This window comes from Streptomyces sp. NPDC001100 (genome assembly GCF_053598575.1).
In genome coordinates this window covers 1-23,343 of record NZ_JBSFKO010000074.1, presented here as the reverse complement: position 1 = coordinate 23,343, position 23,343 = coordinate 1, and the positions used below count along the sequence as shown (strand labels likewise).

13 protein-coding genes and 5 pseudogenes are annotated in these 23,343 nt (G+C 68.5%); 7 read left to right on the top strand and 11 right to left on the bottom strand.

Going from position 1 to position 23,343, the window contains the following annotated elements; translation table 11 throughout:
- Positions 1-221: 221 nt before the first annotated feature.
- The 3 genes from ACWDEW_RS48120 to ACWDEW_RS48110 all read right to left on the bottom strand — a co-directional run bounded on the left by ACWDEW_RS48120 (position 222) and on the right by ACWDEW_RS48110 (position 4,288).
- A complete protein-coding gene (locus ACWDEW_RS48120) occupies positions 222-374 on the bottom strand; it encodes a hypothetical protein (protein WP_450522599.1) in 153 nt (50 codons plus the stop codon).
- A 265-nt stretch (positions 375-639) separates the two neighbouring features.
- Positions 640-876 (bottom strand): MmyB family transcriptional regulator, encoded by a 237-nt coding sequence (locus ACWDEW_RS48115; RefSeq protein ID WP_450522601.1) that lies wholly within the window; start codon positions 874-876, stop codon positions 640-642.
- A gap of 94 nt (positions 877-970) precedes the next feature.
- Positions 971-4,288, bottom strand: coding sequence for a S8 family peptidase (locus ACWDEW_RS48110; RefSeq protein WP_450522597.1), 3,318 nt, complete (start codon positions 4,286-4,288; stop codon positions 971-973).
- A 417-nt stretch (positions 4,289-4,705) separates the two neighbouring features.
- Here ACWDEW_RS48110 and ACWDEW_RS48105 point away from each other — a divergent pair.
- From ACWDEW_RS48105 to ACWDEW_RS48095, 3 genes and pseudogenes are all read left to right on the top strand, one after another.
- A pseudogene (locus ACWDEW_RS48105) lies at positions 4,706-5,092 on the top strand (IS701 family transposase); the annotation flags it as partial.
- Between the two features lie 496 nt (positions 5,093-5,588).
- Positions 5,589-6,278, top strand: a complete 690-nt coding sequence (locus ACWDEW_RS48100; RefSeq protein ID WP_450522595.1) for a hemerythrin domain-containing protein — start codon at positions 5,589-5,591, stop codon at positions 6,276-6,278.
- A 273-nt stretch (positions 6,279-6,551) separates the two neighbouring features.
- Positions 6,552-6,869 (top strand): annotated as a pseudogene (locus ACWDEW_RS48095) (transposase family protein); the annotation flags it as partial.
- 397 nt (positions 6,870-7,266) lie between these two features.
- Here ACWDEW_RS48095 and ACWDEW_RS48090 read toward each other — a convergent pair.
- The 5 genes from ACWDEW_RS48090 to ACWDEW_RS48070 form a co-directional block, all read right to left on the bottom strand.
- The gene (locus ACWDEW_RS48090; protein ID WP_450522593.1) at positions 7,267-7,893 is read right to left on the bottom strand and encodes a transposase; all 627 of its coding nucleotides are present in this window, start codon (positions 7,891-7,893) and stop codon (positions 7,267-7,269) included.
- A gap of 539 nt (positions 7,894-8,432) precedes the next feature.
- The gene (locus ACWDEW_RS48085; protein WP_450522591.1) at positions 8,433-8,789 is read right to left on the bottom strand and encodes a transposase; all 357 of its coding nucleotides are present in this window, start codon (positions 8,787-8,789) and stop codon (positions 8,433-8,435) included.
- Complete coding sequence (locus tag ACWDEW_RS48080; protein WP_450522589.1) at positions 8,786-9,553, bottom strand: IS110 family transposase; 768 nt, start codon at positions 9,551-9,553, stop codon at positions 8,786-8,788. The genes ACWDEW_RS48085 and ACWDEW_RS48080 overlap by 4 nt, the downstream gene beginning before the upstream one ends.
- A gap of 267 nt (positions 9,554-9,820) precedes the next feature.
- A complete protein-coding gene (locus tag ACWDEW_RS48075; protein WP_450522587.1) occupies positions 9,821-10,204 on the bottom strand; it encodes a hypothetical protein in 384 nt (127 codons plus the stop codon).
- Between the two features lie 88 nt (positions 10,205-10,292).
- Positions 10,293-11,204, bottom strand: coding sequence for a helix-turn-helix transcriptional regulator (locus ACWDEW_RS48070; protein WP_450522585.1), 912 nt, complete (start codon positions 11,202-11,204; stop codon positions 10,293-10,295).
- A gap of 86 nt (positions 11,205-11,290) precedes the next feature.
- On the opposite strand from ACWDEW_RS48070, the pseudogene ACWDEW_RS48065 reads away from it, so the two are divergent.
- The 3 genes and pseudogenes from ACWDEW_RS48065 to ACWDEW_RS48055 all read left to right on the top strand — a co-directional run.
- Positions 11,291-11,569: pseudogene (locus ACWDEW_RS48065) on the top strand (IS5 family transposase); the annotation flags it as partial.
- A 537-nt stretch (positions 11,570-12,106) separates the two neighbouring features.
- Positions 12,107-13,867 (top strand): serine/threonine protein kinase, encoded by a 1,761-nt coding sequence (locus ACWDEW_RS48060; protein WP_450522583.1) that lies wholly within the window; start codon positions 12,107-12,109, stop codon positions 13,865-13,867.
- Positions 13,828-14,010 (top strand): annotated as a pseudogene (locus ACWDEW_RS48055) (hypothetical protein); the annotation flags it as partial. The gene ACWDEW_RS48060 and the pseudogene ACWDEW_RS48055, both read left to right, overlap by 40 nt.
- A 395-nt stretch (positions 14,011-14,405) precedes the next feature.
- On the opposite strand, the gene ACWDEW_RS48050 reads toward ACWDEW_RS48055, so the two are convergent.
- The 3 genes from ACWDEW_RS48050 to ACWDEW_RS48040 all read right to left on the bottom strand — a co-directional run bounded on the left by ACWDEW_RS48050 (position 14,406) and on the right by ACWDEW_RS48040 (position 22,669).
- Positions 14,406-14,564, bottom strand: coding sequence for a hypothetical protein (locus ACWDEW_RS48050; RefSeq protein ID WP_450522581.1), 159 nt, complete (start codon positions 14,562-14,564; stop codon positions 14,406-14,408).
- A gap of 489 nt (positions 14,565-15,053) precedes the next feature.
- Positions 15,054-19,292, bottom strand: coding sequence for a carboxypeptidase regulatory-like domain-containing protein (locus tag ACWDEW_RS48045; RefSeq protein WP_450522579.1), 4,239 nt, complete (start codon positions 19,290-19,292; stop codon positions 15,054-15,056).
- A gap of 380 nt (positions 19,293-19,672) precedes the next feature.
- Positions 19,673-22,669: a helix-turn-helix transcriptional regulator gene (locus tag ACWDEW_RS48040; protein WP_450522577.1), complete on the bottom strand. Its 2,997-nt coding sequence runs from the start codon at positions 22,667-22,669 to the stop codon at positions 19,673-19,675.
- Positions 22,670-23,113: 444 nt separating this feature from the next.
- Between ACWDEW_RS48040 and ACWDEW_RS48035 the strand changes: the two are divergent.
- A pseudogene (locus tag ACWDEW_RS48035) lies at positions 23,114-23,278 on the top strand (IS481 family transposase); the annotation flags it as partial.
- Positions 23,279-23,343: the final 65 nt, after the last annotated feature.

Here is a 23,343-nt window from a genome sequence, read left to right as displayed (position 1 = left end):
CCCGAAGGCAGCCTGAGCCAGGAATCCCCCAGCTTCAGCTGGGGGAGGATGTCAAGATGTGTTGGGGGTCGTCGCGGCGGGACAGAGCGGCCGCCCCTTGGCTGGATGACACAGCGAGGCCGCTGACGATCAGCAGGGCGCAGGCGGTGACGGTGATGATTGAGCCATTGTCAACCTGGCGTTGTTGCTAGTCAGGGGGATTTGAGATCGACTCGCCTGGTTCAGGCAGGCCCGCCCTCGCCGGTCAGCTGCAGCCCCTTGCTGCGGGCCTGCTCGGGGAGCTGGTCGATCAGTTTCTGCTCGACCGTCGTGGCCTCCGGCGAGGGATCCGCCTGGTCATCGGCGTCCACGAACTCGGTCACGGTGTCAGTCACTTGATGTCTCTTCCATGATCATCAATTACACCGGTGAGCGTACAGACCCCACCGACGGCTGCGGATCGCGACCTGGATCACCGGCTTCTACAACGACCGTCGGCTACACAGCGTGTGTGGATATCAGAGTCCGATCGACTACGAACACGACCACCGGGCCAACTCCGCCTTGGAGCTGGCCGCTTAGAAGATCTCTACAGTTCGAGGGGATTGACAAGAGGAGCTACACCCACAGGCGCTTGGCTCCGAGAATGCCGCTAGTGCGTCAGGAGCCTGCGAACGTGTCGGCGCCGAGCACGGTCTGCAGGGCAAGCTTGTCGTGGCTCTCCGTGCCAGGTGTGGCGGTGAAGATGAGCAGGGACTGCCCTTGGTCGGGGTCGAGCAGTGTCTGGCAGTACAGGTCGATGCGTCCGGCCTCGGGGGGAACTTCAGAGGGACAGCCGTGCTGCTGTCGGGCGGCGCGACGATCGTGGTGGCCACGCGACGCCGGCGCGGCTCCCAGGCATAGCCACGCGCGCCGTCACAGACGTGCCGACGGGCGGCTCGCGAGTGTCACAAGGACCGTGCGAGCAGCCCGTCGGCCGTCGGGACTGCGGCTACTTGCCGAAGTACGCGTCGTGGATCGTGACGGCCGACGTGTTCCCCTTTTTGTCGGTGATCGTGTACCGGAACGAGATCGACTTGCGCTTGGCGGGGTTCTTGTAGGTGATGTGGCCGTGGCTGACCGCGGTCCTCGTCCAGTGCTTCCCGCCGTCGTAGGAGACGTACACGGCAAGGGCCTTGAGGTTGCGGCCGGCCGCCGAGCCCTGGACGGTCACGGGGACGGTGACCTTGCGGCGCGCGGGGGCGTGGCCGGTGAGGTCGGTGTGCGCGGCGATCCGCAGGACCGAGGCCGGCAGATCGGTCACGTCGGAGGTCTTCTTCGAGGTGAACGTCCAGGCCGCGTCGATGCGCGAGGAGACCCTGGCGACGCCGGGCGAGCGCTTCACCGTGGTCGTCAGCCGGTACGAGGCCTTTGCGGACGGGACGGTGAACGGTTTCTCACCGAACAACGGGTCGGTGTTGGCGCCGATCTTCCTGCCGTTGCGGTAGAGGGTGGTCCGCACCGAGGAGAAGTCCGATGAGCCCGCGTGACCGTCGCCGTCGGCGACCAGCGGGACCAGGCCGGCGATCGCGTTGCCCTCGCGGTAGAGGCCGTAGTCGGAGTTCAGCATGGGGGCGAACATCGCGTTGTCGAACGTCGTGGTGTAGGCCTTGCCGCCCTGGTAGATGCGCATGTCGCCGTCGATGTAGTGCGCCACGCCGACCGGGTAGCCCAACTCGTCGGGTTTGGGGCCGTACTGGTCGAAGGAGAGTGCCCAGGCGACACTGTTCCCGCCGGACACATGCAGGGTGCGGGTGCCCGGCAGCCGCTGGGTGATCGGCTCGATGAGGGTGATGCCGTACTCCGTCTCGCCGGACAGGGTGACCGCGCCGGTGCGGTTCGGGGCGGGGCTGCCGAGGTTCGCCTTGATCGTGGCCAGCTCGCTTGCCTTGTAGTGCTTGGTGAGCGGCTTGAACGTGCTTACGTCAGCGCCGGTGAGCACGTCGTACTCGGCGTTCGCGCCCTGTTCCCACTGACCGGCCCAGGTCTCCGACAGGCCCTGGACGGCCGGGCCGAGGTGGGCGATGCGCAGGTCGGCGAAGGATGTGGCATAGATGCTGAAATCGGTGCTCAGCGAATCGGACTCGTAGCCGATACCGGCGGCGACCGGCGTGGCGGACGCGTCCGGGACAGTGATGTCCGAGGCCTTCGTGGTGTTCAGGTCGATGGTGACGCTGACGTCCTTGTCGACCTTGAGGGACGGCCTGCTCAGCCAGTCGATGCCGTCCGCGTCGGAGGTGACGTCCCTGAGACTGACCGAGTCGAGCACGTACGTGCCCTTGGGCACTCGCATGGTGACTGTGTCGTCGGCGGTCTGGGAGTCGTACTCGTCACCGGAGCCGAGCCCTGCGAAGGCGATCAGGCTCGTGAGGTGGGTAGAGGTCTGCCCGGGCCGGTTCCGGTACTTCAGGGTCACGTTGTACGACTGCGGCTCGCGCTGCACGCCCATCGTCGATCGTACGGTCTGGCCGCCGCCGGTCGCGACGACGTATCCGGAGTAGGCACCGGTGGCAGTGCCCAGCTTGGTGTGCGCAGTGACGCCGACCGAGGCGGTACCGCCCGCCGGCACGGTCACCGAGCCGGCGCCCAGCGTGAAGAAACCCGCCGGGGCCTTCTTGCCGTCCGGGTCGACGGAGGTCGAGGAGAGCTTCAGAGTGAGGTCGGTGGTCCCGGTGTTGCGGTAGGTCAGCTGCTTGGTGACCGGACTGTCGTCGGTGTGAGGCCACCGCTGGACGCCGTAGGCCAGTGACGGCTGCTCGGCGAAGACGGTCTGCTTGATGGCCTTGTCGACGGCGATCCGGCCGGTGCCCTGCTGGTACGGCGTGTAGTCGCCCGCTTTGGCCGAGCCCATCAGCACCGCTTTGAGCTGGGCGTACCCCCAGTCGGGGTGCTCCTGCTTGAGGATCGCGGCGGCGCCCGCGACGTGCGGGGCCGCCATCGAGGTGCCCGAGATGGTCAGGTAGCCGGTCGGCTTCTCACCGACCTCCTGGTCGATGACGCTGCCCGGAGCAGCGGCGGCGGTGATGTTCACACCCGGCGCGGTGACGTCGGGCTTGACGGAGCCGTCGTAGACGGGGCCGGTGGAGGAGAAGTCGGCGATCCTGTCCTTGCCGTCCACCGCGCCGACGGTGAGCGCGTCAGGAGCGCTGCCCGGGGATCCGACGGTTCCGGTGCTGGAGTTGGGGCCCAGGTCGCCTTCGTTGCCGGAGGCGACCGCGAACAGGATGCCACTCTCCTCGGAGAGCTTGTCGACCTCGGCCTCGAGGGGGTCGATGCCGGGGTAGTCGGTGCCGCCCAGGCTCAGGTTGACGATGTCGGCACCCTGTTCGGCAGCCCAGTCCATGCCCGCGATGATGGCGGAGTCTTCGCCGGAGCCGTCGTCGCCCAGCACCTTGCCGTTGAGGATCTTCGCGCCCGGCGCGACGCCGGTGTACTTGCCGTCGGACTGGGCGCCGGTGCCCGCCGCGATGGACGCGGCGTGTGTGCCGTGGCCGTAGTGGTCGTCGGCGTCGGGCGAGTCGGTGAAGTTCTTGGAGGCGATCACCTGGTTCTTGAGGTCCGGGTGGTGGTAGTCGACGCCGGTGTCCAGGACGGCGATCTTGACTCCCTTCCCGGTGTAACCGGCCTTCCACGCGGTCGGTGCGCCGATCTGCGGCCCGGACTTGTCGTCGGATGCCTTGCGAACGGCGTCCAGCCAGACGTGCGCGACCCCCGGTGCGGCCTTGTCGTCCTCGGTAACCGCGTTCCACAGCCTGCCGGGATCCTGCTTCGGCGCCCGGACCGCCTCGGCGTCCAGGGACTTCAGGGTCCGGCGCACGGTGGCCGCGTCCCGTACGTCCTTGCGGGCGGCAGACGCCGTGCCCTTGAAACCGATGATGACCTTGACGCCGTCGTGCTGGTCCGTGCGGTTCGCCGTCTTGTTCAACTCCGTTATGTCGAACAGCCGTTGGTCGATCCGTCCGGAGGCGACGAGGGCGGCGGCGTCGGTCGGCACGACCAGGGTGTGGCCGCGGACGGTACGGGTCCGGAAGGGCACGTGCTCACGCCCCTCGGCCCGTCGCACACCGACGACCTTGCCTTTGGCGTCCACGGAGACCCGGTCGCCGGTGATGAGCGTGATGCTGTGGTCGGGGGTGAGGGCGCCCGGCGACACGGCCTCGGTAGCGGTCGCTCCGGCCTCCCCGGTCTGTACCAGGGCGAGGCCGGTGAGGGCCGTGGTGGTCGTCAGTGCCAGGCAGGCGCGTATCAGGTTGTTGGGCTTTCTCGGCAAGGTCTCTCCCTGTAGGCATCGTGTCGTTCGGTCTCGCTCACCATGAGGCGCACGAAGACGTTCCACTTCCCCAACTTGCTTTCAATTACAGATAGTTGACGATCGGGAGCGTTCCAGAACAGAAACGCCCCACAGCTATCGCCACTGCGGCTGCGCTGCCGTTGCCGGAGCGCGACGAGCCGACCCTCTCGGGGTGCCTACGGTCCCTCGGCGCTGATCAAGAGCGCCCAGGGCGGTTCCACCGCCGCCCTGATCACCGCAGTCGGCGTCGTCACCCGCTGCTGCCGGGCCTCGGTCCGGAACGGCGAGTTCACCCTGATGAGCAGCTGTTCCAGTTACTCAAGGGCGAGTAGGCCATGCCGACGCCGGGAGGTTCGGCCGCTGGCCGGGCACTGTGGCGACCAAGTCCGCGTCGCCCTGAAGGACGAACTCGGCTGGGCCGGATTCCAGGTCCGCTCCGACCGCACCATCCGCCGCCACCAAACTCTGGTCAACTGTGCCTTCCCCTTCTGCTGGGACCAGTGGTTCGCCCCATCCGGATCCTTGGATGCCACCGCGCCGGACCCCTGCCCCGACCAGAGGGCAGAGCCGGGGCCCAGCCATACCCCACCAGCTACCACCGCCCCGCTGGCCCAGTGCCTCACGCGCGATCCGGTCCTGGCTCACCCCCGCCATCACCCTCACCCCGTGGTGGCGAGTCCGGACGGACACGGACCCACCCTCCGGGCTCCAGGCCCTGATCGCCGCGGTGACCACCAGACACAGCATTGCCCTCCACCTCCGGATTTAACGAACTACCGGTAGTACTGCCGTTACTACCCTCGCGACTGGCAGCTGCCGATTTACTGGAGGATGATCAGGCACGCAAAGGGTCCGGCGAGTTCGCTGACCACGAGCGTCGGAATTTCGTGCCGCGAGATAGCGGTACCGCCCTGCTTGCGGCTGGCCTCGGAGCACCGCAGAACCCGAACCGGAGACCACCAAAAAGCCATCGCACAACCAAATCCGAGGCTTAGGAACTACAATGATCACGAAGCCCGCGCCTGCTCTGGTATGCACCCCGACCGGTCACGACCCGCCCAACCGCACGCCCCCGGAATTTGAAATTTCCCTGGCCTGACCGGCTACCTCACAGCATAAGATCCGCACACAAAAAGGTGCGATCAAGCATAACTGCACACGGAATTGAGTTAGTTACCACGGGCACCGTTAGCATCTAAATCGCCGGGTTCACGCAGCTCGACTCAATCCATGTGCACCCTCTCAGAAAATCCCTCCCCTAGAAGAGCGACAGGCATTCATGAGTATGGCAACCAACGTTCCAATGGCCGACGTACGCGACATGTATGTCGCGCACACCGTGTTCCGCCGCGAGTTCGGCCTCACCCCGGGACTCATACGCGGTGTCAGCGACGGCGACACCACACGCTCCCAAATTGTGGCAGCGCATGTCGACATCGTCCTCGGGATGTTGCTGACCCACCACGAGGGCGAGGACCTGCTGGTGTGGCCCAGGCTGCTAGAGCGTGTCAGCGAGGAGATGGCTCCGGTGGTCCACCTGATGGAGGAGCACCACGGAAGGATGCACGCTCTTTGCGACGAACTGATCGCGCAGCTGAAGTCCTGGCGTTCCAACGCCCTCTCGGCCGAGGGCGAAACGGTCGCCACCACCTGCGAACGGCTCAACGAGGTCCTTTTCGAGCACATGGGCCTTGAGGAGGAGAAGATCCTGCCGCTCGCGGCGAAGTACATCACCTCCAAGGAGTGGCACGAGTTCGCCGAGCACGCTCTGGCCCAGACACCCAAGAAGAACCTGCCGCTGGGCCTCGGACTGGCGCTTTACGAAGGCGATCCCGAGGTCATGAAGGGCGTCCTGAAGGGCGCTCCTCTTCCCCTCCGTCTCATCATGCCCGTCATCAGCCGCCGCCTCTTCCGGTCTCATGCGAAAAAGGTCCACGGCACGCCTACCCCGCCCCGCGCGAGCGCCTGACGTGAAGGACGAGCACGAGTTCTCCCGACGCGGGGGGACTGCCGCCTGACGCTTCCGTCGGCCTGCGGCCCCGGCCCTGACCCGGGCTCCGCGACCATCTCGTCGCCGGACTGGATCTCCGTCATCGCCTCCCGGGTGATCCCCCAGGGCCCCGTCGAGTGCCCAGATCTTCCCGGCTTGGGGTGTTGATCTTGGTGGTGGGTCCCGGAAGCAGGTGAACACGGCGCCTGTGGATCATGTAGTTCTCTACGCTGCAAGATCCACGAAGGTGCCGTGTTCGTTCCTCCATCATTCCCTGTCGCTGTCCCCATGCCTCATGCGCCCTGTCTGGAAGGCCTCGGCGAGGGTGCCGCCAAGGAGCAAGTCCGCTGCCTGGTCGCCGAGTTCGAGTCGGTCTGTGATCCGAGGGGGGCTTGCGGAGTGCGGTACCGGCTCTCCTCGCTGCTGGCCCTGGTGGTCTGCGCGATGACCCCGTCCGACCACGACTCGATCACCGCGGCGGCGGAGTGGCGCCGGCGTGCGACGCCGGAGGAACTGGCCGCCCTCGGGCTGCCCTACCTCCCACTCCTTGGCCGCTACCGGGTGCCGGCTCCTCATCCTGTGTAGTCCGGGTCCGGTCCGAACCGTCCTCCCGGCTCTCGCAACGGTCACACCTTCCTTTCACGAACCCTCTCCAGGCCCTTCGACGCCACCTGCTTCAGCAGTTGTTCGCCATTGCTGTTTGAGGCACAAGCCCGTCCGCGCCGACTACCTCGACAGCGTCGTCTGGGACCACATCATCGGCGTGATCGCCGACCCGCACCTGATCCGGTCCGAGATCGACAAGCGGCTGGACCGCGCCCGCACCAGCGACCCCGCCACCCGCCAGCGCAGCCGACTCGAACTGGCCCTGGCCAAGGCCACGGAAACGATCACGCGCATGATCGAAGCGTTCCAGGAACAGCTGATCACCCTCGATGAACTGCGAGCCAGGATGCCCGGCCTGCGGTCAGACGTAGGCCTCGGCGAGGGTGACGGCACGCTGGTCGCGGACCTCCTCGGCGGTGCCGAAATGTACGCTGGCCGGTGTGTGCCAGCCGATGCCCGAATGACGGTGCTCGTGGTTGTAGTACGCGATGAACGCCTCGAACCACTCACGGGCATGGGCCAGCGAGGCGAACCGTTCGGGGTAGTCGGACATGTACTTCGTGGTCTTGAAGTGGGCCTCGCTGTAGGGGTTGTCGTTGGAGGTATTCGGCCGCGAGTGCGACCGGGTGACGCCGAGGTCGATCAGCAGCTGGGAGACCTTCTTGCTCGTCATCGAGGTGCCGCGGTCCGCGTGGACGGTCTCGGGCACGATGCCGTTGCGTTTGATGGTCTCGCGGATCAACTCCTCGGCCCGCAGCGCTGATTCGGCCCGCTCGAAGGTGTGGCCGACGACGTAGCGGCTGAAGATGTCGATGATGACGTAGGCGTGATACCAGATGCCCTTGGCCGGTCCGTCCGCCTTGGTGATGTCCCAGGTGAACACCTGCGAGGGCCCGGTGGCGACCAGCACGGGCACCGTCTTCGCCGGGTGGGTGGCCTGGCGGCGGCGCTCGCCGGACTGCCCCTTCTCGCGCAGGATCCGGTACATCGTGAAGACGGCACAGCAGTAACGCCCGCATCCAGCTCGCGGGCCCAGATCTGCGCGGGCGGCATCTCGGCGTACTCGTCGCTGTTCATCATCTCCAGGACCGCCGCCCGCTCATCGGGTGTGAGGGATGAGGGCTGGACTTGCGGTTTTCTGGGTTTTCGCTCGGTCCGGGGCCGCAGCCGGCGGTAGTGGGTGGCCCGGGAGCGGCCGGTCAGCCGGCACGCGGCCGTGATGCCCAGTTCGCCCTGGACACCGGTGAACGCGTCGTCGACCACCGGTTCGGCGGCAGCGTTCAGTCCGCGCTCTCGGAGATCATTTCCAAGAGCGCGAGTGCTGAGATGTGAATCCGGGGTCCCACGGGCATCTTTGAGCGCGGCCCGTGGCGGGGCCGCGCTCGTGTCGAGCCCAGTTCAGGCGGGCCCGGTTCCTGCGGGTCCGATGGTGACGTCGAAACCGAGGGCTTCGAGCTGGGCGGTCAGCCGCCTGGCGCGTTGCTCGGGGCTGAATCGCCTTGCTGCCCAGTCGGGGCCCAACTCTCGTTAGGGCACATGATCGTGGACGATGTGCCAGTAGGCCACGACGATGTCGTGGCGAGTTGCACCGAGCGCCTTGAAGCCGCCCGCCCGGCCCTTGATCTGCATGTGATGCGCGTGCAGGTAGGTGCCCTTGGCCTTGGCCGCGCCCCAGGCCGCTTCGGTCAGCGCGGCCTTCAGCCACTTCGGACCGGGCCGGCTGCGTCCGCCCCTGCGCTTGCCGCCCGAAGCGTGATTTCCCGGACACACCCCCGCCCAGGAGGCGAGATGAGCCGAGGTGGGGAAGGCCGACATGTCCAGACCGATCTCGGCGATCAGCACGTGGGCGACCTTCGCCCCGACCCCCGGGATGGTCTGGATCAACTCCAGGATCTCCCGGTGCGGGGCAAGCCGGGCGGCGATCTCCGCATCGTAGGCATCGAGCCGCTGCTCCAGCCCGTCGATATGCGCCGGCAGACCGCGGACGATGACACCGTGGTGCTCGACGCGGAAGCGGTGCTCGAGAGCCTCCTCCAGGGCCTCCCGCTTCGAGCGGAGCCGTCCCTTGGCCGCGCGGCCAGCTCCACCGGCGAGGTCACGCCGTGCAGCAGCGCCTCCAGCACGGCCCGCGCCGTCCTCGACCACACCTGCGAGGCCACCGAGGTCAGCTTGATCCCGGCGTCCTGCAGCACCTTCTCCAGCCGCTGGATCACCCGGACTCGCTCCTGGGACACCGCCGTCCGCGCCCGGGTCAGATCCCGCAGCTCACGAAACTCCTGCACCGGCACGAAGGACGGGCGCACCGGCCCGCACTCAAGGATCCGGGCGATCCACACCGAGTCGCCGACATCGGTCTTGCGGCCGGGCACGTTGCGCAGATGCGCCGCGTTCACCAGCCAGCAGGTGAACCGCCCCTCCAAAGAGGCGAAGGCGGGCTTCCAGTACACCCCGGTCGCCTCCATACCGACCAGCTCCACCTCTTCGCAGGCCAGCCAGTCACCCAGCGCGGCCAGCGCCCGCATGGTGGTCTTGAACGTCCGGGTCTCCGCCGCCCGCGAGCCCCGCCGCTGCCCCGGAGAACGGACCGTCGCCACCACCGTGTCCCGGTGCACGTCCAGTCCGGCGCACCGCTCGAACAGCACCTGCATCCCGGCCTCCTCCGCGACAGCACCGATCAACGTGCCACCCGGAAAGGGCCCACCGATCCAAAGAGTCTGAGATTCGCGCTCGCAGCAGCAGTCGACAATCCCTCAAGCCCCAGCGTCATACTTTTCCCCGGACCCGTGGATACCAAGCGCAACCGACGTCTGCCCGGACAGCACCCCACCAGCATGCGAACGGCGCGGCAGAGCACTCAAGCGGCGCAGGGAAGCCAACCAGCCACCGCCCGTCACGCGTTGCGCGCCCCCGGATTCTCATCCCGCCACGGTGGCGGCGCGCAGCGCAGTCATGGGTACTTTTCCCATGACTTCCAACGCGGCCTTGTTCCAGGCCAGTTCCTTCTCCAGCCGTTCTACCTGGCGGCGCAGTTTCTCGTTCTCCGCCGCGGCGGCAGGCTTCTTCGGCCTCGCCGGACTGGTGCGCTGGTCGACCAGCTTCTCCAGGGCCCCGGCATCCCGCGCGGCCCGCCATTCCTTGGCGTGCGAGTGGTACAGGCGCTCGCGGCGCAGGACTGCGCCCTTCTCGTTCTTCGGGGCGGCGTCGTACTCGGCCACGATCCGCAGCTTGTACTCGGGGCTGAAAGTGCGGCGCTTCGGCCGGGGAGCCGGGTCGGATCCGGCGGGCGTGGTGCTGGTCATAAGGAGGTGGTTCTCCTGTCGTGCCCTCTCAGGCTAACCCGACAAAGTGGGATGCCTCACCCAAGGCTGACAGAGAGGGGTAGCCGGGTCACAGTCCTCGATCAGGGCTGGAGACCTCTGGATCGGGGTGGGTCAGGCTGTTTCCCGGCAGATGACAGGCCGCACGTAGAGCATCCAGCTTCTCTGCGTCAGTGGTCTCGGCCGCAGCCGCACACGTGAGGATCCGGAGGTCGGTGCCGGCAGGCATCAGGACATCGACGTCGAGGGTGATGTCACCCACCCGTGGATGTTCGATGGTCTTGCGGTCGCCGGCCCAGGGGGTGGCAGTGCCGTTGAACCACAGTCGGGTGAACGCTGGTTCCCGTCGAAGCATGCCTTCGACGAGTGAGGCAAGACGTTCATCCTGGGGATGGGCGGCCGCCGTCACACGCAGGTCGGCGACGAGGTCCTCCTCTTCCGCTTCGCTGCCTCTCCATGACCAGACGGGCCATGCCGCAATCGGGTCACGGTCTCGGTTGGCTCTCGTCTGGAACATCCCGGCGACGAGATTGCGTCCCTCCCAGCCGTACGCGCGGGGATCGCCGGCCGTGGCCGTCCACATGTTGTTCCAGCCGATGAGGGTCCAGTCAGCGGCGAAGATCCCGGCGGGAGTCGCTCCCAACTGATGGACCAGTCGCTGCACGCTCGCGGGTATGTGTCTGGAGACGTTCCCGGCGGAGGGCGGTGCGAGTTGGGCGCAGCGGAACAGATGGTCACGCTCGGACGGGTCGAGGCGCAGTGCTCTGGCCAGAGCGGTGACCACTTGGGCCGAGGGGTTGCGAGCGCGGCCCTGTTCCAGCAGCACCAGGTAGTCGACCGATACGCCTGCCAGACGGGCCAGTTCTTCACGACGCAGTCCAGGGACGCGCCGCTCCCCGCCGGCCTCCAGGCCGATGTCCTGCGGTGACATACGCTCACGCCAGCCGCGCAGAGTCATGCCAAAGTGATTCATCGTCGCCATGCGGACCATCGTCGTCCAGATGCCTCGGACGACACGAAGCTTGTGTTGCCGCATAACGGATCTGTTACACGGAGTCGAGTCCTGACCGCCCGGGTCGGGTTACGGCGCGCCGTACGGCAGAGCGTCGCCGGACGCGTCGGGGCACCACTCCGGAGAAGCGCGATCAGATCGCCAACCGCAAGAAGCGCGGTTCTCGCGGCGGCCGTCCGCCGAAGTTCGACCCGGTCGACTACAAAGAACGCCACGCGGTGGAGTGCGGCATCAATCGCCTCAAAAGACACCGCGCGGTCGCCACGAGATACGACAAGCTTGCCGTCCGTTACGAAGCGACCGTACTGGTCGCCGCCATCAACGAGTGGCTGTAGGAATCCGACGAAAGTCGAGGGCCGGTGGGGGCCCGCAAACCAGTCGCGAAAGCCTTTGCGGGTTGTCACTCTGGCCAGATGTTGCTCAAGCTGACCGGATCCAGCGGGGCGGGCAAGACCACGCTCGCCTTCGCCCTGGCCCTGCCCTTGGAGTTGGTTGGAGCAACGCCGTGGGTGGTACTGCTGTGCCTACCCTGCCCCCTAGGCCGCTGCCGCCCCCGTAGAGGATGATCGGCACGCGAAGGGCCCGGCGAGTTCGTCGACCACGGTCGTCGGATCTTCATGACGTGAGACGGCGGCGCCGCCCCGCTCGCGGCCGGGCCCTGCTCCTCATGGAACCGACCAACAGCCCTGGAGTCGCCCCGCGCGCGACAACCGGGCCCGACGCGCCGTGGAAAGCGGCTGCTTCCGGGCCCTTCGCTGCCAAAATGCTCCTCAACCAGTCGTAGGCGAAGGGCCGTTGGGCGTGCGGTCGGCCGGAGGAACCCCGTGGCGCCGTCGGCCGGATCGGTCTGAAGCAGAGAAAAGGAACCCACGGTGTCCGACGAAGGACGGCTGATCGCCGGCCGATACCTCATCCTCGACCGCATCGGCCGGGGCGGCATGGCTACCGTCTGGCGCGCCCACGACGAACTCCTCGGCCGCCAGGTCGCCGTGAAGAAGCTCCACTCCCAGCCCCAACTCGACGACGCCGAACTCGCCACCCTCTTCGAACGCGCCCGGCGCGAGGCGCACAGCGCCGCCCGGATCAGCCACCCGAACGTCGTTGTCGTCCACGACGTCGTGGACGACGAGGGCCGGCCCACCATCGTGATGGAGTACGTGCGCTCCACCACCCTCGCCGACCGGATCAAGGCGTACGGCACGGTCCCGCTCGACGAGGTCGCCCGGATCGGCCGGGGCGTGATCGCCGCGTTACGGGCCGCGCACCGGGCAGGGGTCCTGCACCGGGATGTGAAACCGGCCAACGTGCTGCTCGCCGAGGACGGCCGCGTGGTCCTCACCGACTTCGGCATCGCCCAGGCCGTCGAGACCTCGGCGCTCACCCGCACCGGCCAACTCGTGGGGTCGGTCGACTTCATGGCCCCCGAACGCCTCGTCGGCGCCAAACCCGGGCCGGAGGCCGACCTGTGGGCACTCGGCGCAACGCTCTTCGAAGCGGTCGAGGGCCGCTCACCGTTCCTCCGGGAAACGGTGGCCCAGACGATGTACGCCATCGCCATGGAACCGGCCCCCGAAGTGCGCGGTGCCGGACCGCTCACCCCGCTGATCCAGGGCCTGCTCGTGGCCAAACCGGCCGACCGGCTGTCGGCCGAGGACGCCGAACGCATGCTGCGAAGACCGCCAGGCGCAGCGGGGCCCTCTGTTGTTCCACCCGCCGCCCACCCCGTGGCCGTGGCCGACGACGCTCCGGCTCCGGCCGCGAACCCAGTGCCCGAGTCCGCATCGCCATCGCCGTCGCCATCGCCATCGCCATCGGCATCGGGGCTCAGCTCGGACCGCGGAACCGACGATGCCTCCGCAGCCGAGCCACCCGAAGAACCTCCACAGCCCGATACGACCGACCAACAGGCGCACCGGCCCCCAGGCCGTTCGAAGAAGCCGGTCGTGCTCGCCGCGGCCGTCGCCACGGCGCTGTTGATCACGATCGCCGTACTGCTGACCAACCTGCCAACGGGGAAGAGCAGCGCCACCGCGTCCGACGGCCCGCTCGCGGCCGACAACCCCACCCAGCAGTCCACGGACACATCCGCACCCACGGTCTCCTCCCCCAAGGCGTCCCGCTCCGCGAATTCCGGCGCCAAGTCTCCGACGACGCACACCTCTTCGAAGTCGACGTCCACAACCGTGCAGGAGGACTCCGAGCCGGAGTCCGGAGGCAATGCCGGATCCGAGGAAAGCGGATCCGGTGCAACGGTCGACCCGGCCGTCGGCCATGCCCTGGTGGTCCCCGCCACGCAGAAGTGCCTGAGCGGCGGCGCCGGGACCGAGGGAATCCAGCTGGTCCATGTCGCCTGCGACGGCTCCGCGGCACAGCGCTGGCAGACCGGATCGGGGGACACCTTCCGCTCCCTGGGGAAATGCATGACCGTGGCCGACGGAGCGAGCGACGACCGGACCGAGATCCAACTGAGCGCGTGCAGCGGCGACTCCAGCCAGCAATTCCACTTCTCCGGTACGGAACTGGTGGCCGATCAGTCACAGAAATGCGTCACCGTTTTCGGGGGCACGAGCGGCACGGTGGTGGTCCTGTGGGAATGCAACGCCTGGGACAACCAGACGTGGACCCTCCAATAACATGGCCGACATGGCACTTCGGCACGGCTGTGCGCGGTTGGCGTGAGCGCATGTCACCGCAGGACAGCGGGCTGACGTTGGGCGGGGAGCGGCGCATCTCCGGACTGCGCCGCGAAGAGCTGGCCGGTCTGGCGGGCATATCGAACTCGGCCCCCTCGCCACGCCCTTCGGGCGGGAGGGGGCCTTTGGTGTCATGCCGCCGCCCGCTCCAGGGCCTACGGCCGAGGGTCGCCGGTCAGCGTGACGATGGGCGCAAAGGGGGCAACTCCGATTGCGGCGCGGACTTCTCGATCGTGACTGCGCTGATCGCGTCGTTGGCCGATGCCCGGGACAGTCCAACGTCGAAGCCCGACGAGTCGGCAGACATGTCAGCAGCCTCTTTGTCCCAAAGGTCCGACCGCGCGAGGATGGAGCGCCCCGTGCCTTCAGCGTTTTCCCACATGCGAGCCGAGTAACGCTCCGTCGAATTCAGGTAGTAGGACGACGCCTGATCATTGCCCCCGTAGTCACTCAACCGCGGCACATTGCCGGTGATGACTCAGATCCGGGCCGCCTTCGACTTGTTGAAGTTGACGTCGTCGTACAGGCAGAGGACGGGCTTCGGGTCCTTGCAGGCGTCTTTTCCCTGGCTGGTAATGACGCGGACAGGCGGTTCGGCGGGGGCCGGTGTGAGCTGTACTGAGAAGCCGTATCTCAAACGATCATGGAACGTGCGGGTCGAACGGGTTTCCCGCCGGGGTGATCTTCCCGTTGTGCGTGCATGAAGTGAGGGGCCTCGCGTATTCCGGACAAGCTTCTGACCGTTTACTTCACGCGGCGATTCGCAACTTCTCGTACTCGGCGTGGACTTCGCGCGGAGGACGGCAACCCGCCGAATCTCGAGGGAACCTCATGTCCGGATTGTGGAGGGTGGGACCCCTGACCTGCAGTTTCCTTCCACGTGTTGTTGTCGCACATGTTTTCGATGATGCATCACGTGGAGTGCTCCAGAGCGGCGGTGGCCTGCACCTGCTCCAGTCGCGCGCAGCACGGCTGACTCACCCCGGCGAGCAGTGCCAGTTCCTTGCCGCGCAGACCGGCCACACCCGCCGAGGGACATCCGTCTCGGGGTGTGCACAGGGAGAAGGCGAAGCCGCGCCCACCCGGACAGAGCGTCCGGGTGGGCGCGGCATGAACGGGGGTGGGGTCAGGGCGCGGTCAGCGACAGGTCGGCCGTCGTGGCGCGGCCCGGCAGCAGGGTCACCTCCTTGGATGCCGAGCGGTGGCCGGCAGCAGAGGCCGTGATCCGCAGCGGGCTCGGGCGGGCGTCGAGCCAGAGGTCGTAGTGGCCGTCGGAGTCGGTGCGTACGGTGTGCGCGAGGCGGTCGCAGCCGCTCGCTCCGGCGTGGGCCGCCGGGCAGATCAGGACGGTGGCTCCGGCGAGCGGTGCCCCGGTGCGCTTGTCGGTGATCGTTCCGGAGAGATGACCCCAGGTCTTCGGGATCTTGACCTTGAGGCTGACCTTGACCGATGCTCCGGCGTAGGGGGCGTCGGTGCTGTAGGTGAGCCGTGCAGTGTAGGTGCCGGCCGCGGCGACGGCGGAGGCGTCCGCGCGGACGGTGACCGTGGTGGAGCGGCCGGGGGCCAGGTCGAACGAGGTCCGGTCCGTCGACAGCCAGGTGACGTCGTCGCCGTCGCACTGGTCGTGCCCGGGCAGGACCTCGGCCGAGGAGACGGTCTCGGAGAGCGAGATCATGCCGCCGACGCGGTAGATCCCGCACCCGCCCCCGGCCCGGAAGACGGTGGAGGAGGCGTTGGGCAGGTCGGACCAGGTGTTGGACACTGGGTCGTATTCGACGACGGTGTTGACCGAGTCCCCTCCGGCGATGCCGCCGGCGGCCTGGAGTTTGCCGTCGTTCCCGCTCGCGATGGCGCCCCAGCGTGCGTCGGGCATGTCGGCCGCGCGGGTCCAGGTGTCGGCGGAGGGGCTGTAACGGTAGGTCTGCCCCTTGGCGTCGCTGCCCGAGATGCCCCCGGCGCAGACCAGTTCACCAGTGATGCCGGCGCAGGCCGCGCGTTCCATGGGGAACGGGTAGTCGGCTCGGCGGGTCCAGGTGCCGGTGGCCGGGGTGTAGCGGTAGACGGTGCTGACCATGTCATTACAGCCGGATCCGGCGCAGCCTCCGATGGCATACAGGCTGCCGTCGAGGACGGTCACATTGGGCATGCCGACCGCCTGGGGCAGATCCGTGAGGCGGGTCCAGGTGTCGGTGGTGGGGTGGTACGCGTAGAGCGAAGCGCTGGCATGGTCCATGGCCCAGCCGCCGGCGACGTACATGGTCCCGTTGATGAATGCCCCGCCGGGTGACTCCAGGACCTCGGGGAGGTCCGCGATGGGCGTCCAGGCGTCGGTGGACGGGTCGTGCACATAGCTGTGTTTGAGGTACTCCCCGCCGAAGATGCCGGAGACTCCGGCGACGGAGTAGACCTTGCCCTGGTAAGTGCCCACCGCGTTGTCCATGACGGGCTCGGGGTAGTCGGCGATGCCGGTCCAGGGCCCGGTCGACGCTGCTCCTGCTCCTGCTGCCGCTGCCGTGACCGACTGGTCGCTCGACGTGCCCTTCGATGCCGACGAGGTGGAACTCATCGGTCCGGGTGCGTAATTGCCCTTGACGCGCAGTGTCGGGGCGCCCGCCGAGGAGTCCGACGTGGTCGTGGAGGTGCCGGCCGGTGAGGTGTAACCGGTGCTCTGCTCACCGAGGTTGACGTGCAGCGGCGCCTGCCCCTTGTTGGTGAAGGTGACCTTCTTGCTGCTTGATCCGCCCAGCGTCTCGCTGACGGAGAGGCTGCCCGAACTCACCGCCAGGCGGCCCGCCTTGAGCGTGCGGTCGAACCGGTTGACCTTGTCGGGCCGTGTGGTGAGGGTGCCGGTCGAGGTGGTGTAGCGGGCGGAGGCTGTCGTGTAGGTGTGGCGTCCGGCGGGGGCGCTGAACAGCCAGTAGTAGCCGTCGGCCAGCGCCAGGTCGTCGGGGGTCGCCACGGTGGTCGCCGTCGCGTAGCGGTCGGCGGTGTCGGTGATGGTGGCGGGCGTGATGGCGCCGCCCGTGTTGCCGTCGACGACCTTTCCAGCGACGATGCCTCCGCTCACGGCGGCGCAGGAGCCGACGGTGACGGTGTCGAGCTGCCAGAGCGACAGGCCGCTGCCGGAGTAGTGAAAGCGCACCTTCACGTGCTTCGCGCCTGCCGCCTGGGGCAGGGGAACTTCGGCGTGGCCCAGGTACTCGGCCGTGTTCTGGTGCCACACCGTGGTCCACGTCGCGCCCGAATCGAGGCTGAGGTCGACGTTGGCCACCGAGTCCTTGCTGGGGGCGTAGGCGGCGTCGAAGCCGAGGACGGGTGAGGTCTGGCCTGCCAGGCTGAAGGTGGGTGAGACGAGTTCGGTGTCCTCTGGGACACCACCCCGGGTGTAGGGGGACGCGGAGGCCCAGTTCCCGGTTCCGCCCGTGAAGTTCCACACCGTTTTATCGGCGAAGTCCCAGGCGGCGCCGTCCGTCCCGTGATTGACGACGGTCCAGCCGTGCTCCGGCGTGGTGCCGGTCCAGCCCTCGAAGCCGGTCTCGGCCGGATAGGCGTGGCCGGGTGCGACGCAGGCCGTCAGGTCCACGTCCGGCGCGACATTGGTACGTACGTCGGCCGTGCCCACCGGGACACTCAGGTCCATGCTCCGGTAGCCGGGATAGACCGGGGCCACGTGGACGGCGTAGGTGGCCTTCTCCGGAAGCTCCACGCTGTACTTGCCGGTGTAGGGGTCGCTGTAGAGGGCGCCGTTCGGGTAGCCGTCGATGGTGATCTTCGAGTACAGGGGCCAGCCGTGCCCGCTGCCGTCCTTCACCGTGCCGGACACCGTACGGGTGGGCAGTTTCACCAGGGTCAGGTCGACGGTGGTGCTCTGGTTCTCGACGACGCCCACTCCGGAGCTGGTCTTCTCCTGGTAGCCGAAGTCGGTGGCGGTGATCCGGTAGCTGCCCACCGCGACGGGGAGGTCGTAGGCGCCATCGGCGTCGGTGGTCACGCGGTACTCCCGGCCGTCCGCCGATTCCTCGGAGATGGCCAGCGCAGCACCGGCGAGCGGGGCGCCGGACGCGCTGTCGGTGACTCGCCCGGACAGCGTTCCATGGATGCCAAAGGCCAGCGCGGACGCGCCGACCGGGGTGCCGAGACCGGTAGGGCCGTCCCAGCCGGCGCCGGCGGTGCACACCACCGTGCCGCAGTCGTCGTTGGAACCTGTCGTGACATCGGTCAGCCGGGAGGCGTTGATGTACGGGTAGGTCACCGGGTAGGTGCCCTCGACGGGGGTGCCCGCCAGCGCGTACATCGCGGTGATCAGCGGCGCGGACAGGCTGGTGCCGCCGACCTGTAGCCAGCCGTCCTTGCTCACCGTGTCGTACACGGCCAGGCCGGTCGCGGGGTCGGCCACCGCGGAGATGTCAGCTGTCGCCCGGGTGTCGCAGCCGGTGGTGAGCCCCCGCTGATAGGCGGGCTGGGCCTCGTACAGCGAGCAGCCCGATCCGCCGGAGGTCCAGGCGGACTCCGTCCAGCCGCGCCCAGTGTCCTCGGTGCGGGTCAGCCGGGTGCCGCCGGCGGCCACCACGTTGGGGTTGGTGGCGGGCCAGTTCTGGACATGGCCGGTGTCGCCGGTGGACGCAACCACGGCCACACCGGGATGGTCGTAGTGGTGGTCGTACGCGGTCTGGAAGGCGCCCTCGCCGGGCACGCCGTAGGAGTTGGAGACGTACTTGGCGCCCAGGCGTACGGCGGTGTCGACTGCGGTGCCCAGGTCGTCCAGGGTCGCCGAATCACCCTGCACGAGCAGGATGTTGCACGCCGGACAGGCGGCGGAGACGGCGTCGAGGTCGAGCGCGGTCTCCAGCGCCCAGCCCGCGTCGTCGGCGGGGTAGTCCGTGCCGCCGTTCTGATCGACCTTGCGGAAGCAGCCGTTGGCGGTGGTGCACTCGGGCAGCCCGTAGTGCTCGCGGTACTCGGCCAGGTCGGCCTCGGCGTGGGAATTGCCGTACGCGTCGACGATCGCGACCGTCCGGCCCTCCCCTCCGGCGGGAAGGCTGTAGGCCGCCTGGATGTCGGCCGGGCCCAGCGCCATGGACGGGGGCGCGGTCGCCTGCGGCCTGACGATGTGGTCGGAGGCGGTGCGCACGTCGGCGAAGCACTGGGCCACGCCTTCCTCGACGCTCGGGTTGTTGCAGCCGGCCGGGACGTAGTTCTGCGGGACGTTGTCTTGCGGCACGGCGTTGAGCAGCTCGGAGGCTCTGGTGGAGTCGGCGTCGGAGGAGTCGGCGCCGGATGACGAGACCGAGGAACCAAGGGTGGCCGCGGAGGCGGTGGCCGGTGATATCGCGGCGAGAGCTCCGGCGCCGAGGCAGCCGGCCATGAGGAGGGAAAGGGGTGCGCGTACACGCGCACGTCTTGAAGACAACAAGGAAGACAGCAAAGAGGACAGCAAGGGGCACCCTTTTCGTCGCGTTCGGGCCCGATCGGGCCGGGGTCAGAGTGGTTCGTAACCGGTGTACGGGTCGTCCCCGCAGTCGGGATCTGCCGTCGTGTCGTCGGCAAGTACGCCCGGTGCGGCGGCCGTTGGTTCGGGGTGTCGCTCTCCGGTGGGCGGCACGTCGGACTTCGGTTCACGAGGTGTGCTGCTCATCCGACGGATGGATGCCTCTCCGGTCATGTCCAGGTGAAGGCGGGGCTCGCGGGACCTGCGCGCACTGAGTATCGACGGCCGACGCGTGTCCTCGCGATGGGGCGGATGACCTAAAGATCAGACTCCGCACCGGTGGCATGCTCTTCCGACGGGGTGATTCCGGCCTGGGTCAGGCTGACCGCCAGTGCGGTACGCGAGGTCACTCCGTATTTGCGCATCGCGGAGTTCAGTTGCGCGGCGATGGTCTTCGGGGAACGGGAAAGTGCCCTTGCGATGGCCGGGTTGGTCAGACCGGTGAGCATCAGCCGGACCACTTCCAGTTCGCGCGGGGACAGTTGGTCGCCGTAGCCGCGCCGCCCGCCGCGCCACACCTCTCGTACCGGCGCCCCGGCCGCACGGCGTGTGGCGTGCACCCGGGCGGCGTCCGTCCGGGCTCCCAGGGCCGTGAACCCTGCCTGGGCGCGGGCGAGTTCGGCCAGTCCGGTGTCCCTGTCCCCCACTGTCAGCAGGCAGCCGGCCCGGCGTTCGGCCGCGAGCAGTGCGTCATACGGCCGGGGCAGGCGTTTCCAGGCGGTGGCGGCCCGGCCGAACGCGGCGGCTGCCTCGACGCTGCGGCCCTCTCCCTCTGCCAGGACTCCGCGACACGTCTCCAGGGCCGCGTCCGCCGCCGGCAGGTTCCTGCCACTGAGCCCTTCGGCCAGGTCCGCGACGAACTGCCGTGCCCGGTCCGGCCGTTCGACCGCGAGAAGGGCTCCGGTCCGCACGGGTGCGAACTCGGTGGCCCACAACCAGATGTCCTTGCGGGCCACGACGTCGGCCGGTCCGTCCGTCAGCTCCAGCGCCTCGGCGGCCGACCCTTCGGCGAGCCGGATCCGCGCCAGGGCGGCTGCGGGTTCCAGCGGCAGATCCACGATGCCTCGCCGCAGCCCGGCGTCGAGCACCTGCCACAACCGCTCCTCGACGGTCCCGAGCCCGCCGTCGGCCACCGCCACGGGGCCGGGATCCGCTCCCCCGCCACCGGTCGCCCGGTCCAGCAGGGCCGTGATCAGCAGGGCGTCCAACTGGACGACGGGTTCCTCTTCCACCCCTGCCAGGGCGGCGGCTCGCTCGGCCAGTCCGTCCCAGGCGCCGGTGAACCAGTCAAGGTGCACCAGCGTCACCCGGATCATGTCCTGGAGCCGCTGGTACCGGTGTTCTTCGGCCCTGGCCAGCCCGGTCGTCAGCAGCGCTCTGGCCTGGTCGTAGCGGCCCCAACGCAGCGCCGAGTTGCCGATGTTGAGTCCGCCGCGGGCCAGCTGCATCATTCCTTCCGGGGTCGTCGCGGTGTCGGGCAGCTCCGCGGCCACGGCCCAGCCGACCTCATCCCCCATTTCCAGTAAGGAAGTTGCCCGGTCCCCCACCAGAGCCAGCCGCTGGTCCGCCGTCATCGGCAGCCGGGCCGCGTCGGCCGCCCGGTCCAGCCAACGGCGGTGCTCCTCGGCGGACATCATGGTGCTCGGCGGGCTGCCGAGCGTGTTCATCGCCCAGGCGGCCTGGAACGGATCGCCGGCCAGATCCGGCAGCGCCCTCTCCAACTCCGCTGTTGCGGCGGCGTACTCGGCCACCTGCAGCAGCATCCTCCCCAGCTGGATGCGGACGGCCGCGCGCTCGTCCGGGGCCAGCGCCTCCCCGTCCAGCACCCCGCGCAGCGCACGGGTCAGATCGCCGCGGCCGACGAGCCCGGTGAAGGCCAGAACCGGCATCTTCTGTGCCCACCGGGCCATCGAGGCGGCGGGCGGGTCACTCCCGGTGAGCAACTCGTGCAGCAGTCCGACGGCGGTGCGGTGGTCCCCTGAGGCCAGTGCGAGGTCGGCGGTCAGTTCCGCGTACTCGCGCCACGGCCCGGTGTCCCCGGCCTCCCGGTAGTGGTGGGCGAGCAGGGCCACCGGTTGCGGCGTCATGGCCCGCAGTGAGCGGCCCGCTCCCCGGTGCAGGTCCCGGCGGTCGGGTGCGGGCGTCATGTCGTAGACCGCATGGGCCGCAAGCGCATGCCGGAAACCGACCCGGCCGGCCCGGTCCTCGCCGAGCAGTCCACTGCGTACGGCGGCGTCGACGGCGCCTGCGGCAACGTTGTCCGGGAGCCCGCTCACCGTCGCGAGGACGGCCGGACCGACAGGTTCGGCCAGTACGGAGGCGGCCCTCAGCACGCGTTGCGCATCCGGGGTGAGGCGCGAGGCGCGCTCGGCGACGGCGTCCCGGATGGTGGGCGGCACCGCGATGTCGGCCAGCGTCCTGCGTACCCACTCGCCGTCGCGCCGGACCAGATCGGCCCGGTCGCGCAACAACCGCACGGATTCCTCGATCGCCAGCGGCACACCGTCGGTCCGCTCCTGGAGGAACGACGCGAAAGTCTCGGAGACGTGTTCGCCGTCCAGCATCGACGACATCAACTCGGCGGTCTGCGGCACGTCCAGCGCGCCGAGGCAGATCCGTACGTATCCGGTGCCGGCCGGGGGCCGGGAGGTCAGCCGCATCAGCAAGGACTCCGGCGCCACGTCCTCGGGACGGTAGGTCAGCACGAGGCTCGTCCGGCGGGCCCGACGGGAAGCGAGGAACAGCAGGAAGTCCAGAGTGGCTTCGTCGGCCCAGTGGACGTCCTCCAGGATCAGCACGCCGACGCCCATGGCGTCCAGCAGTTCGGCCAGTGCGCGGAAGAGTCGGTGCCGGGCGGCGCCCGCGTCCGACAGTGCCTCGGGGGCCGGCGGCAGATCCTGCCCCCACTCGGGGAACAATGGCCGCAATACCCCGGCGAGGGGGGTGAGGGCCAGCTCCGCCACGTCGGGCCGGGCATCTCGGGCTGCGTCGACGACCGGGCCCAGGGTGAGTGCCTCCCGGAACGGGGGGCATACGGCGGCCAACGGCCGTCGGGCGGCGATACCGGGCGTGTCCAGCGCCTCCTGAACGAGTCGGCTCTTGCCGATTCCGGCCTCGCCCTCGACGAGAACCGCGGCCGGCGGCCGGCCCAAGGCGTCCGTCAGCCGCTGCAGTTCGACCGCTCGGCCGACAAAACGTGGAGCGCTGAGGCCGGGCAGCACGCGCGGGAGGCCGCCCTCCGCGGAGCGCTCCATCCGACCCGCCTTCCCCACCCCGCCCAGGGCCTGTGCGACCCGAGCGCCGACCGCCCGTGCGGGCCTCGAGATCGCAGCATGCCACGATCGCCGCACCGACCGCGCCCGGGTAGGCCAACTGCTGCCGCTAAAAGTAATTCTGAGACAGCATCACTTATTGACGGATCGTCAAACATGTGTCGCCGCCGTTGCAATGCCCTGGTTGCGATGCCGCACCACCGACAGCGAAGCGGGCGCTTCGCCCGAGGCATGGTGACTCATGGCTGTCGTCGACGCCCGCGTCAGTGCCGGTGCACGGAACTCCCCCACTCTCTACAGGTATAAAACTGCCGATCATCGTTGACACCTGGGTCTCTGATCACTACGGAGATCCACATGTCGAAGTCCAACCCCACCCCGCCGCTTGACCGTGAGGCCAAGCGGCGCCTGGCGGTGATACACCACGTCGACGCCGAGGAGTTCTACCGGCTCCTCGACGGCGTCATCATCGACGACGCCGAGGTCTTCAACGACAAACTGCGCGAGTGGGAGGACTACTACAACTACCATCGCCCCCACGGCGGCCAGACCCCCTACGAACGCCTCAGGCAGAAGACCACGCCCCAGGCATGGGCCTTCCCCCAAGGCCGGGTAGTTAGCGTTTTCGCAGGTCCCGCAAGCCAGTTGAAGGACTC

Coding starts and splice junctions, on each gene's coding strand:
- ACWDEW_RS48100 (WP_450522595.1), top strand. CDS start 5,589: ATGAGTATGGCAACCAACGTTCCAATGGCCGACGTACGCGACATGTAT.
- ACWDEW_RS48090 (WP_450522593.1), bottom strand. CDS start 7,893: ATGTACCGGATCCTGCGCGAGAAGGGGCAGTCCGGCGAGCGCCGCCGC.
- ACWDEW_RS48080 (WP_450522589.1), bottom strand. CDS start 9,553: ATGCAGGTGCTGTTCGAGCGGTGCGCCGGACTGGACGTGCACCGGGAC.
- ACWDEW_RS48075 (WP_450522587.1), bottom strand. CDS start 10,204: ATGACCAGCACCACGCCCGCCGGATCCGACCCGGCTCCCCGGCCGAAG.
- ACWDEW_RS48070 (WP_450522585.1), bottom strand. CDS start 11,204: ATGGCGACGATGAATCACTTTGGCATGACTCTGCGCGGCTGGCGTGAG.
- ACWDEW_RS48045 (WP_450522579.1), bottom strand. CDS start 19,292: ATGGCCGGCTGCCTCGGCGCCGGAGCTCTCGCCGCGATATCACCGGCC.
- ACWDEW_RS48040 (WP_450522577.1), bottom strand. CDS start 22,669: ATGGAGCGCTCCGCGGAGGGCGGCCTCCCGCGCGTGCTGCCCGGCCTC.